The 12,108-nt window shown below is 64.7% G+C and carries 12 protein-coding genes; 6 read left to right on the plus strand and 6 right to left on the minus strand.

What is annotated here, in order from left to right; genetic code table 11:
- The 6 genes from zwf (at position 1) to X735_RS151565 (ending at position 5,827) form a co-directional block, all read left to right on the plus strand.
- A complete protein-coding gene (gene zwf, locus X735_RS151590; protein ID WP_023811218.1) occupies positions 1 to 1,377 on the plus strand; it encodes a glucose-6-phosphate dehydrogenase in 1,377 nt (458 codons plus the stop codon).
- A 12-nt stretch (positions 1,378 to 1,389) separates the two neighbouring features.
- Positions 1,390 to 2,109, plus strand: coding sequence for an ROK family protein (locus tag X735_RS151585; RefSeq protein ID WP_023811219.1), 720 nt, complete (start codon positions 1,390 to 1,392; stop codon positions 2,107 to 2,109).
- Between the two features lie 215 nt (positions 2,110 to 2,324).
- Positions 2,325 to 2,786, plus strand: a complete 462-nt coding sequence (locus X735_RS151580) for a MucR family transcriptional regulator (RefSeq protein WP_023811220.1) — start codon at positions 2,325 to 2,327, stop codon at positions 2,784 to 2,786.
- A 180-nt stretch (positions 2,787 to 2,966) separates the two neighbouring features.
- Complete coding sequence (locus X735_RS151575; protein WP_023811221.1) at positions 2,967 to 4,067, plus strand: aminotransferase class I/II-fold pyridoxal phosphate-dependent enzyme; 1,101 nt, start codon at positions 2,967 to 2,969, stop codon at positions 4,065 to 4,067.
- Between the two features lie 163 nt (positions 4,068 to 4,230).
- Positions 4,231 to 5,469 carry an MFS transporter gene (locus X735_RS151570; protein ID WP_023811222.1) on the plus strand — a complete coding sequence of 413 codons (1,239 nt, stop codon included), beginning with the start codon at positions 4,231 to 4,233 and terminating at the stop codon, positions 5,467 to 5,469.
- 49 nt (positions 5,470 to 5,518) lie between these two features.
- The gene (locus X735_RS151565) at positions 5,519 to 5,827 is read left to right on the plus strand and encodes an NIPSNAP family protein (protein WP_023811223.1); all 309 of its coding nucleotides are present in this window, start codon (positions 5,519 to 5,521) and stop codon (positions 5,825 to 5,827) included.
- Between the two features lie 98 nt (positions 5,828 to 5,925).
- On the opposite strand, the gene X735_RS151560 is transcribed toward X735_RS151565, so the two are convergent.
- From X735_RS151560 to hemC, 6 genes are all read right to left on the minus strand, one after another.
- Positions 5,926 to 6,642 (minus strand): glutamine amidotransferase, encoded by a 717-nt coding sequence (locus X735_RS151560; RefSeq protein ID WP_023811224.1) that lies wholly within the window; start codon positions 6,640 to 6,642, stop codon positions 5,926 to 5,928.
- Positions 6,643 to 6,656: 14 nt separating this feature from the next.
- Positions 6,657 to 7,136 carry a TerB family tellurite resistance protein gene (locus X735_RS151555; RefSeq protein WP_023811225.1) on the minus strand — a complete coding sequence of 160 codons (480 nt, stop codon included), beginning with the start codon at positions 7,134 to 7,136 and terminating at the stop codon, positions 6,657 to 6,659.
- 36 nt (positions 7,137 to 7,172) lie between these two features.
- Positions 7,173 to 8,774 carry a heme biosynthesis protein HemY gene (locus X735_RS151550; RefSeq protein WP_023811226.1) on the minus strand — a complete coding sequence of 534 codons (1,602 nt, stop codon included), beginning with the start codon at positions 8,772 to 8,774 and terminating at the stop codon, positions 7,173 to 7,175.
- Positions 8,775 to 8,784: 10 nt separating this feature from the next.
- On the minus strand, positions 8,785 to 10,281 hold the full coding sequence (locus tag X735_RS151545; RefSeq protein ID WP_023811227.1) for a COG4223 family protein: 1,497 nt from the start codon (positions 10,279 to 10,281) through the stop codon (positions 8,785 to 8,787).
- A gap of 110 nt (positions 10,282 to 10,391) precedes the next feature.
- On the minus strand, positions 10,392 to 11,105 hold the full coding sequence (locus tag X735_RS151540) for a uroporphyrinogen-III synthase (protein ID WP_023811228.1): 714 nt from the start codon (positions 11,103 to 11,105) through the stop codon (positions 10,392 to 10,394).
- Between the two features lies 1 nt (position 11,106).
- Positions 11,107 to 12,033: a hydroxymethylbilane synthase gene (hemC, locus tag X735_RS151535; protein WP_023811229.1), complete on the minus strand. Its 927-nt coding sequence runs from the start codon at positions 12,031 to 12,033 to the stop codon at positions 11,107 to 11,109.
- Positions 12,034 to 12,108 lie beyond the last annotated feature (75 nt).

A 12,108-nucleotide genomic window follows, 5' to 3' on the forward strand; every position in this document is an offset into this window, starting at 1 on the left:
ATGAGCCAGGAACGATCCGACACGCTGGTGCTCTTCGGGGCAACCGGCGACCTCGCCCACAAGAAGATATTTCCAGCCCTTTACCAGATGGTCGCCAAGGGCACGCTCACCGAACCGGTGATCGGCGTCGCCTTCGATGCCTGGGACCTCAAGCAGTTGCAGGCGCGCGCCCGTGACGGCATCGTCAATGCGCTCGGCAAGATCGACGAGAAAGCGTTCGCCAAATTCGCCTCGCTGCTGCGCTACGTCAGCGGTGACTACCGCGATGGAGCGACGTTCGAGAAACTGAAGAGCGCGCTCGGCACCGCACAGCGGCCGCTGCACTACATGGCGGTGCCGCCGACCATGTTCGAGACCGTCGTCCAGGGGCTGGAGCAATCAGGCACCGCGCATGGCGCGCGGCTGATGGTGGAAAAGCCCTTCGGTCACGACCTGCAATCGGCGCGCTGGCTGAACCGCGTCCTGCATCTGGTGTTCGACGAACAGTCGATCTTCCGTATCGACCATTATCTGGGCAAGGAAGCGATCCAGAACCTGCTCTATTTCCGCTTCGCCAATTCCTTCCTCGAGCCGATCTGGAACCGCAACTACGTCGAGAGCGTGCAGATCACCATGGCCGAGGATTTCGGCGTCGAGGGACGTGGCCGTTTCTATGACGATGTCGGCTGCATCAGGGACGTCATCGAGAACCATCTGCTCAACATCCTGTTGCTGCTTGCCATGGAGCCGCCTGTCGGCCGTTCCGCCGATGACCTGATCGACGAGAAGGTGCAGGTGCTGCGCGCGATCAGGACGCTGACAAAAGACGATGTCGTGCGTGGCCAGTTCACCGGCTATCTCGCCGAACCCGGCGTAGCGCCGAACTCGCCCGTCGAGACCTTCGCGGCGGTGCGTTTCTTCGTCGACACCTGGCGCTGGCAGGACGTGCCGTTTTTCATCCGCGCCGGCAAGAACATGCCGGTGCACGTCACCGAAGTGGTGGTGCGGCTGAAGCGGCCGCCGCTCGATGTCTTCGATCCGATCAAGCCCGCCGACCAGAACTACGTCCGCTTCCGCATCGACCCGCAGGTGGTGATCGCCATCGGAGCACAGCGCAAGGCGCCGGGCGACGACATGATCGGCGAGCAGGTCGAATTGACGGCGCTCGACGACAGCAAAAGCGACATGCCGCCCTACGAGCGGCTGATCGGTGATGCCATGAACGGCAACGGCCAGCTGTTCACCCGCCAGGACGCCAGCGAACTGGCCTGGCGCATCGTCGGCCCGGTGCTTGGCGACACCACGCCGCCGCACCTCTACGAGCCGCTCACATGGGGACCCGCGGACGTCATGGCCGGGTTCGGACCGCCCAATGGCTGGATCGATCCGGTGAAGTGAGAGGATCACACGATGGCCAAGAAAGTGAAGCAACCAGCATCGGGCACCGAGAAGCCGGACACTGAAAAAATCGTGCTCACGATCGACATCGGCGGCTCGCACGTCAAGATCCTCACCAGCGCCGGGGACGAGGAGCGCCGCGCCGATTCGGGGCCGGGCCTGACGCCGCGGCAGATGATCGATACGGTCAACAAGCTCGCCGAAGGCCTGTCCTACGACGTCGTCTCGATGGGCTATCCCGGCCCGGTCAATCACAACAGGCCGCTCGCCGACCCCGCCAATCTCGGCACGGGCTGGGCTGGATTCGACTTTGCGGGTGCGTTCGGCAAACCGGTGAAAGTGGTCAATGACGCGCTGATGCAGGCCATCGGCAGCTACGAGGGCGGGCGCATGCTGTTCCTCGGGCTCGGCACCGGGCTCGGTGCGGCGATGATTGCCGACAACGTCGCCCAACCGATGGAACTCGCGCATCTGCCCTACAAGAAGGGCAAGAGTTTCGAGGATTATGTCGGCGAACGCGGCCTGGAAAAGCGCGGCAAGAAGAAATGGCGCAAATACGTCTTCGACGTCGTCGACCGGCTCCGTGCCGCCATGCAGCCGGACTATGTCGTGATTGGCGGCGGCAACGTCGACAAGCTCGATGAATTGCCCGCCGACTCGAGGCGCGGCGACAACACACGCGCCTTCGAAGGCGGGTTTCGTTTGTGGCGCGACAAGGCGCTGATAGTCTGATGCTGTTATTGTTTAATATAGTTGTTCAAAATAACGTGTGATATGCCATCAAGTCGTTGCAATACGCAGATTTGCCGACTAGGAATTCCGCGCTACACCAACGCCATTCGTCCCGTGGACGCACGAAGGACGCCATAGCATTTTGATTTCGCGCATGATCCTTTCCGGAAGTCGAATCCGATTTTCAGGTCATTCGCTGTAGACGGAGAAATAGAGTGACCGACGATAGCAACAGTGCCCGTAAAGACATCGATCTGCTCGAGCTGACCGCTCACATCGTGTCCGCTTACGTCGAGAAGAACCGCTTGCCCGCCTCCGGCCTGGCCGACCTCATCGCCAGCGTCAGCGCCTCGATAAACGGGCTCGGCAAGCCTGCGGTCCCGGTGGCTGCCCCCCTGGTCCCGGCGGTCAACCCCAAGAAGTCGGTGACGCCCGATTTCATCATCTGCCTCGAAGACGGCAAGAAGTTCAAATCGCTGAAGCGTCACCTGGGCGTGCATTTCGGCCTGACGCCGGACGCCTATCGCGCCAAATGGGGCTTGCCGTCGGACTATCCGATGGTCGCTCCCAACTACGCGGCCTCGCGTTCGCTGCTGGCGAAATCGATCGGCCTCGGCCGCAAGGCGGCCCCGGTGAAGGCACCCGCCAAGGGCAGGAAGGCCAAGGCCTCGGCCTGAGGCATGTCGCCCAAAAGTGCGCAGCGGTTTTGGGACGACGACCTGCCTAAAGCAGAGATCTAGTTCAGTCCTGAGCCAACAGTTAGGACGACTGGAACAGAAGCCTGCCGGCGAATCCGCCTTGGCAGGCTTGATGTTTTTATGGCTTGGATGGACGGACGGGGCCTTGGGGAGCGAGCCATGAACTACACCAGGATGGTGATCGAGAAAGAAGCGCCGGAAGAATACGGCTACGACCGTATCCGCTACAATCTTTCGGAAAGTTCGATCGCCGACCAGAAGCTCTCCGACATCGGCCTGTCGCTGCCTGATCTCACGCTTTTCTATGGCGAGCATCGCGGCGACAAGCAGTTGCGTGCACTAATATCGGCGCAGGATGCCGGCATTTCGCCGGATGATGTCCTGGTCACCGCCGGTGCCGCGGGTGCGCTGTTCATCATCTCGACCTCGCTTTTGTCGGCCAATGACCATCTCGTCGTCATCAGGCCCAACTACGCCACCAACATCGAAACCCCAAGGGCGATCGGCTGCGCCATCAGCTTTGTCGACCTGGCCTTCGAGGAAGGCTTCGCCATTGATGTCGAGCGCGTCAAGGCGGCGATGCGGCCGGACACGAAGCTGATCAGCGTCACCTGCCCGCACAACCCGACCGGCACGATGATGAGCCGAGCTGAACTCGATGCCCTGGTGGCGCTTGCCGAAAGCAGCAACTGCCGTCTGCTGGTCGACGAGACCTATCGCGACCTTTCCTACGGCCGGCGGCTGCCGATTGCTGCCTCGCTGAGCCCGAAGGCGATCAGCGTCTCGTCATTGTCCAAGGCCTTCGGCATTCCCGGTATCCGCATCGGTTGGCTGATCACCAGGGACGCTGAGCTTCAGGAAAAATTCCTCGCCGCCAAGGAGCAGATCGGCATCTGCGGCAGCGTCATCGACGAAGGCATCGCCCGCGGCATGCTCGAACGCCGGGACGTCTTCCTGGCGACATTGCTGCCCGAAATGGCGGGGCGCCGCGACATCGTCCAGGCCTGGATCGACCGCGAACCGCTGGTCGACTGGGTGCGGCCCGAAGGCGGCGTCGTCGGCTTCCCGCGCATCGATATCGAAACCGGCTTCGACCTCGACCGGTTCTATACGGACCTGCTGGAAAACCATGGCACCTATGTCGGACCCGGCCACTGGTTCGAGATGGAGAAGCGCTTCTTCCGCGTCGGCTTTGGCTGGCCGACGGAAGCCGAATTGCGCGGCGGCCTTGATGCCATCTCCGCCGCGCTGCGGCAGTAACTACCGCGTGCCGGCGATGAAACGGGCTGAAAATTCCTTGATCCAGCACTGATTTTGACGCATATCCGCTGCGAACTGAGCTAAAAAGTTCCGCCAGCCGGACCAGCGCCCATCGTGGAAGTGCCCCGCCAGCTGACGTCACTGCAACGGGGCCTCTTAAATCATGACAGCAGAACAGATATCGCCGGACCAGCGCTATGCCGCGTTTCGCCATCGCTCCTTCCTGAGCTATTGGGCGGCGCGTTTCCTCACCACATTCGCCACCATGATCGTGTCTGTCGCGGTCGGCTGGCAGATGTACGATTTGACCCGCGACCCGCTCGATCTCGGCCTTGTCGGCATCGTCCAGTTCCTGCCGTCGCTGCTTCTGGTGCTGGTCACCGGCGTCGTCGCTGATCGCTTCGGCCGCCGCCTGATCATGGCGCTGGCGGTCGTGGTGGAGGCGATGTGCGCGCTGGCGCTGCTGTTCCTGACGCTGCGCGGCATCAGCGGGCCGCTGCCGATCTTCTGCGTGCTGGCCATGTTCGGCGTCGCCCGCGCCTTTTTCGGTCCGGCCTCCGCCTCGCTGTTCGCCAATCTGGTGCCGCCTCAGGATTTCGCCAACGCCATCGCCTGGAATTCATCGGCCTGGCAGACGGCGACCATCGTCGGCCCGGTAGCCGGCGGCCTGCTCTACGGCGTGTCGCCGGAAGCGGCCTACGGAACCGCGGCCGTCCTGATGCTCGTGTCCGGGCTGCTGATCTTCACCATCCCGAAGCCGTCGCAGCGCACCGAGTCGGACAAGCCGACGATGCAGCACCTGCTCGGCGGGTTCAGCTACATCTGGAGCGAGAAGATCGTGCTCGGCGCCATCTCGCTCGATCTGTTCGCCGTGCTCCTGTCCGGCGCCTCGGCGCTGCTGCCGGTCTATGCGCGCGACATCCTCCAGCTCGGCCCCTGGGGTCTCGGCCTGCTGCGATCGGCGCCCAGCATCGGCGCCATTTGCGTCGCCATCTGGCTGGCCGGGCATCCGCTCCGCAACCACGCGGGCATGATCATGCTGGCCGCCGCCGCCTCGTTCGGCGCCTTCACCGTGCTGTTCGGCCTTTCCACCATCACCTGGCTGTCGATCGTGGCGCTGGTCTTCCTTGGCGCCACCGATATGTTCAGCGTCTACATCAGGGAGACCCTGATCCAGCTGTGGACGCCCGACGAGGTGCGCGGCCGCGTCAACGCCGTCAACCAGGTCTTTGTCGGAGCCTCCAACGAGGTCGGCGAATTCCGCGCCGGCACGATGGCCGCACTGATCGGCACGGTGCCGGCCGTGGTGATCGGCGGCATCGGCGCCATCGCCGTCGCGGGCCTGTGGATGGTGCTGTTCCCGCAACTGCGCAAGGTGCGCCACCTCAACGGACGCAACTGATCTCTTACGGCTGACAGCCGACATGCCTCGCCTATACACAGGAGCTCCCATGATCACTTGCTACCTGAAATATGTCATCGACCCCTACAAGCTTGCCGAGTTCGAAGACTATGGCCGTCGCTGGATAGGCCTGGTCAACCGCCTCGGCGGAAACCATCACGGCTATTTCCTTCCGAGCGAGGGGGCTAACAATGTCGCTTTTGCCATGTTCAGCTTCCCGAGCCTCGCCGCCTACGAGGACTATCGCAAGCGTATGGCTGCCGACCCGGAATGCCAGGAAGTGTTTGAAATGGAAAAACGCAATCGCAGCATTCTCAGCTACGAGCGCAGCTTCCTGCGGCCGGTGCTCGAACCTTAAAAGGCGTCGCGTCGAAACAGATTCACGCGCCGCGCTTTAGATCTTTGTTTTATGCATGTCGTCTTCCCAACACAGAGGTCACTTTTGGGCGACATGCATTAGCTATCGCTCGGCTTGCCGAAAATCATCCGCAGGAACTCGTCCAGCCAGCGCTTGAGATGCATGTCCCAGATCAGCCGGCCGCCGAGATGGTCGCGGCCGGGCTGGGCGCCGGGCAATTCGAAGCGATGCGCGCCGCGCACCACCCAGCGCTGCATCATCACCCTGGTCAGTTCGCCGTGGAACTGGATGCCCCAGGCATTGTCGCCGTAGCGGAAGGCCTGGTTGGGATAGGTTTCGGCGGTCGCCAGCAGCGTCGCGTCCCTGGGCAGCGAAAAACCCTCGCGGTGGAACTGGTAGACCATCTCCGGCCAGTGCATCAGTTGCTTGCCGGCTTCGGTCGCCTTCAGGGGATACCAGCCGACCTCGACCAGCCCTTCACCGTGACCCTCGACCTTACCGCCGAGACAGTTGACCAGCATCTGCGCGCCGAGACAGATGCCGAGACATGGCCGGTTCTCCCTCAGCGGTATTTCCAGCCAGTTGGTCTCGCGGCGAACGAACTCGTCCTCGTCATTGGCGCTCATCGGGCCGCCGAACACCACCGTGCCGGCGTGGTCGTCCAGTGTTTCGGGCAAGGCGTCGCCAAGCGGCGGCCGGCGGATATCGAGATCGAACCCTTCTTCCAGCAACATGTGTCCGACACGTCCCGGGCTCGAACTCTCCTGATGCAGCACGATCAGGATCTTTGGCTTCGAACTCGTTTGGCGCGGCATGGGAAGCGAAGATCCTATTCGTCGCTCGATGTTCCGGTGGCGCCCGGCGCGTGCGCCGCCGCCTTGCGGCGCGCCTCGACGCGATCATGGCGTTCGACGCCGATCAGCTCGGCGACGCGCCAGACGGTGTTGTCCTCGAGCTCGTGCAACTCGCCGTCGGCATAGACGATTTCCCACATCAGGCCGATGAAGGCCTTGCGCGCATCGGCATCGAGATGGCGCTTCAGGACGCTGGTGAAGGCATAGAGATCGATCGCCTCATTGTCGGCCCGCTCGCCGGCGGCGGCAAGCGCTTCGAGTTCGGCGCCGCTGATCGAATAGCTCTCCGCCAGCACCGCCTTGAACCGCTCCCACTCGACATCCTGGCGCACGCCATCGGCATTCATCACATGGTAGAGCAGCGCCGAGGCGGCGATGCGCGGATCGTCCGTGCTGGCACGCGTGCCGGCACCGGCCGGCAAATCCCTGAGAAACGACAGAACGCGTTCAAACATAGATCCATACCCCAACGGCCTGACGGCCGGCCCAACTCAAAACAACCGAAACCGGCGCGGCGATTTTTCCGCTTCCTCGTCCGGATCGACGCCGGGATCGTCCGGCAACCGCGCAGGCTCCTCGGCCGGCTCGACACCCTCGGCATCGCTCGGCACCGCGGCGAAGGCCGCTGCCGTGATCGGCCTGACATGATCCTCGTGGCGCTCGGCATCCTTGCTCGACGACATGTCAGGGCCGGCATCATCGATCACCTCGATCGGCCTTTTTTCGCTCGTCGGCTTTGCCAATGCTTCGATGACCGGCGCCGCACCGGCTGGCATGTCATCATGGCTGTCGATCAACTGGCCAAGACGCTCCATCGGCGCGCGCCACTCGAAGGCATCGAGCCGGCCGGTGATCGGCGATACCGGCGCCCAGCGTTCCGATACCACGCCGTCTGCGACCCAGGCCGGATCGCGCGGCGCCCGCACCGCCCTGGACAGCAGCTGCCGCACCTTGCCCTGATCGCCGGTCTCGGCCTCCTCGATGTCTGCGAGCAGCAGATAGGCGCCCTCGCGGCGGTCCATCCGGATCGCCGCCTCGGCCTCGCGGCGGGCGGTCGAATAATCCTGCGCGTCGAGCGCGGCGCGCGCCACCGTCATCGAGGACTCGGCGTGGTTCTTCTTCATTTCCTGCAGCTTCTTCGCCCGGTTGAGGCGGTCGAGCACGGCGTCGCCCAGCCTTGCATGGGTATAGAGCTCGGCGACCTCCGGATGCGGCTCGGCCTTCCACGCCGCCTCGAGTATCTTCGAGCCCTTGCGCACATCGTTCTGCTTGAACAATGCGGCCGCGGCGGCAACGGCGGCGGGCGCGAAGTCCGGCCTGAGCTTGTTGGCCTCGATCGCCGCCGTCCTGGCGGCGGCGGGATCGCTGTCGGCAAGCGCCTGCGCCTTGGCGGTCAGCAGCACGGCGCGGCGGCGGTTGGCGGCATCGCGTTCGATCTGCCGTGTCGATTTCTGCGCGTCGACCAGTTTCAGGGCGCCGTCCCAGTCGCTGCGCGCGGTCAGCTCTTCCAGCGTCGATTCCGCCGCCCAGGCCAGCTGCGGCGCCATCACCGCGGCACGGCCGGCATAATGTCGGGCGGCGTTGCGGTCGCCGAGCCGTTCGGCTTCCAGATAAAGCCCGCGCAAGCCCAGCAGCCGCATCTCGGGATCGTCGAGCATGCTTTCGAACTTCTGCCGCGCGCCTTCATGATCACCTTCGAGCAGCGACGCCTGTGCTTCCAGCAGGTGGATCAGCGGCTCCTGGTCGGAACGGATCAGCTTAGCGGCTTCCTTGGTCTTCTTGCGGGCCAGCGCGCCATCACCGGCGCCGGCGGCAATCATGCCGGTCGACAGCGCCTGATAGCCACGGTCGCGGCGGCGGACACGGAAATAGCGCGAGATGGTGTAGGGACTGTTCCACAGCGACTTGAGCAGCCACCACAGGATCATCACCGCGGCGACCACGGCAACGACGGCCACCGCCGCCACCATTAGGCTGACCTGGTATTGATAGCCGTTGAAAGTGACGACCATGTCGCCCGGCCGGTCGGCCAGCCAGGCAAAGCCCAGCCCGAGCGCGAAAACGACGATGAGGAAGGCGAGCAGGCGGATCATTGTGTTGCCCTCATGCCTTCATCGCGCCCGAGATCAGCGCATCGACCTGGGTTTCGACCTCGATGCGTGCCTTCAGCTTGCCGGCAAAGTCGGCGCCAGCCGCCTTGGCGGCCTCGGGCAGCGTTTCATACTCGCTGAGTGCCTTGGCGTAGTCGCCCTGGTTGACCGCCGCCTCCACGCGCGCGACGGTTTCCGGTGCGCCGGCGCCTTCGACGGCGCCGATCGGCCTGACCTTGACCAGCGATTCGGCGCTCGACAGAAGACTCTGAACGAAGCCGGCATTCTCATCGACGGGCGTCGCGGCTGTGACCATGGCATTGGCGGCGGCATCAGCCTGCGATGCGATCTCGGCGCGGGTCGGAACGCCCTTTTCGGCATAGGGGCGCAGTGCCGCAAGCTGCGGCGCATCGGGCGAAATCGCTGCAAGGGTTTCGAGTTCGGCCGAAAACGGCCCGCCACGCTCCAGCGCCGCCTTCAAGGCGGACGCCGCGATGGCAAGCGCGATCTTCGGCTGTCCCGCCGCCGCCTCGACCTTGCCGGACAGCTGCGACACGGACTGCTCCAGCGCTGTCAGCCGGCCCTCCTGCGCCGTCGCCGCCTCGCCGGCCGACTTCACCAGCGCGTCGAGGCCTGCCAGTTTCTCGTTGAGCGGACCGAGATCGACCGGCGCCGAGCTGCCGGCCTTGCCGAGGGCGGCGACCGCCGTCTCGATCTGCGCGACCTTGTCGCCCAGTGCGGCGACCCCGGCCGCGTCGCCTGCTCCACCTTTCTCGACAGCCGATTTCAGCGCCGCCACATCGGCCTTGACCTGTTCAAGGCCCGAGGACAGCCCGACCATCTTCGCCGCTCCATCGCCGTTGCCGCCGGCGTCCTTCAAACCGGCGATTTCGGTCTTCAGCGAGGCGATGTCGCCGTTGACGCTATCGAGCGAGACGCCGGCACCGGAACCCGGCGCGCCGAGCAGGCCGGCAAATTGCAGCCCGCCGGCGCCGACCAGCGCGATGACGCCGCCGATGATGCCGGCGGCGACGCCGTTGAGGCCGCCGCGCTTTTCCGGTGGTGGCGCCATTTTCCCGTCCCGTGTCTCGGGTTTTGCCTTGTTGCCGTCGGTCTGCGTGCGCTTCACCGATGCGTCCTCGAAACTGTAGTCATAGGCTTTGGTCTTGCCGGCCGGCGCATCGGACGATCCGGGCTCGTCGGACGATCCGGGATAGGGGATCTCGGCCTCCCTAGCGGGCTTTGTCGCCGCTGCCGGCGGCTGCTCCGGTTCGGCCCGGGCGTCGGTATGCTCCCAGGGCTCGAGATCGGTCTGGTCGGCGTGTACCGGCTCTTCGGGAACCTCAGGCAACGAAGCGTTCGCTGCTTCCTCGGCCTTCGCCTCGTCTGTCCGGGCCTCCTGCCTGGCGGCGTCCTCGTCGGCGATGCGTGAGACGGCGCCCGGCTCGAGATCGATGGTCACCGGCTCGCGGCGGCTTTTCGAGTGTCGCATCTTCGGCGTCTTGACCATGCCTGGGCTCCGCACAATTCGCTTCGTCTCAACGCCTGGCGGCGCATGATGGTTCAGAAAGGGTCTAGCACATCACCAAGCGGTGAAAAGGGGCGGTGTGATGACGCGGCTCAGCGCGGCCCCTGCAAAAGCGCCAGCAATGCGTCCTCGTCAGGCTGTGCGGCGATGCGGATCCTTTCACTGGCGACACCGTCGAAGGCTGCGGCGATGCGAGTGGAAAGCGCAAAAACCCATGTTTTCTCGAAGAGTCCGCGCAGAGCGGGCCGTCTTGCCAGGATTTGCATCGCCGCCGCCGCCTTGGCTGAATAAAGCAACACCGCGTCGGCAGGTTGCCCGGACAGGCGTTCGAGGATGACTTCGTCCGGATAGCCCATTGTCAGCGTGTCATACGTCTCGACGGCGTGGACCCGAACGCCCGCCGTCACGAGCCTCTGTTCGAACGCCGGAAAACGCACGCGCCCGCAGAGATAGACAATCGTCTTTCCAGAAAAATCGGCGGCGAGCCTGTCGGCCAGCGCCTCCGCATCGCCCGGGCCTTCACTGACCGACAAAAACCCCGCTCGACGCGCCGCTTGCGCCGTCCTTTTGCCGACCGCATGGCAAGGCAAGGCGGCGAGCGTCGCGATGATTTCTTCCGGCGCATGGCGCACGGCATTGGCGCTGGTGACGGCCACCGCGACGGCATCGTCCAGGGTCAGTCCGGCGGCGGGCAACGCCTTTGTTTCGGTCAGGGGCAAAAGAACCGGCTTAAAGCCCGTCTCCTCAAGCCGATGCGCTGTGCGCGAAGCACCCGGTTCCGGCCTGGTCACCAGGACGCGAAGCATTTCAGAGCCAGCCGTCGAAGAACTTTTCGCCGGCCTTGGCGCGCACGCTCCGGGCCGCTTCACCGCCGATGCGGGCGGCGTCTTGCGCTGGCCCCTGCAGCTCGACCGTGTGCGACTGCATGCCGTCGGGCGAGATGATCAGCCCTGCGAACGACAGCTTTCCGGCCGCTATCGCCGCATAGCCGGCGATCGGCGTGCGGCAGGAGCCATCCAGCGCCGCCAGGAAGGCACGCTCGCAGGCCAGCGCCTGGCCGGTCGGCACATCATGGACGGCTGCCAGCATCTTTTCGACATCGCGGTCGCCGATACGGGTTTCGATGCCGATCGCGCCTTGCCCCGGCGCCGGCGGGAAGACATCGAGCGGTATCAGGTCGGTGACGACATGCTCGAGCCCAAGCCGCTTCAGCCCGGCATAGGCCAGGATCGTGCCGGCGGCGACGCCTTCTTCGAGCTTGCGCAGCCGCGTCTGCACATTGCCGCGGAACATCACCACGTCGAGATCCGGCCGCATCCGGCGGATCAGCGCTTGCCGCCGCAGCGACGACGACCCGACTCTCGCCCCGCGCGGCAGTTCGGCGATCGTCTTCGCCGCCTTGCCGACAAAGGCGTCGCGTGCATCCTCGCGCGGCAGGAAGGCCGAGAGTTCGAGACCGTCGGGCAGTTGCGTCGGCATGTCCTTCGACGAATGCACGGCGATGTCGATCCGGCCCGCCAGCAGCGCCTCCTCGATCTCCTTGGTGAACAGGCCTTTGCCGCCGGCTTCCGACAGCGGCCGGTCCTGGATGCGGTCGCCGCTGGTCGAGATGACGACCACCTCGAACGCCTCCGCCGGCATGCCATGCGCGGCCATCAGCCGCGCCTGTGCTTCACGCGCCTGTGCCAGCGCCAGCGGGCTGCCGCGTGTTCCGATTCTCAAGATTGTTTGCATGGCGCGCAGTCCGTGATACCCCCCCGGCAAGCGAGGCTTTTCCGGGGTTCTCCTAACGGGGAAAGCCCAATGATA

The sequence above is a fragment of the Mesorhizobium sp. L2C084A000 genome (assembly GCF_000502875.1).
Classification (GTDB): Bacteria; Pseudomonadota; Alphaproteobacteria; order Rhizobiales; family Rhizobiaceae; genus Mesorhizobium.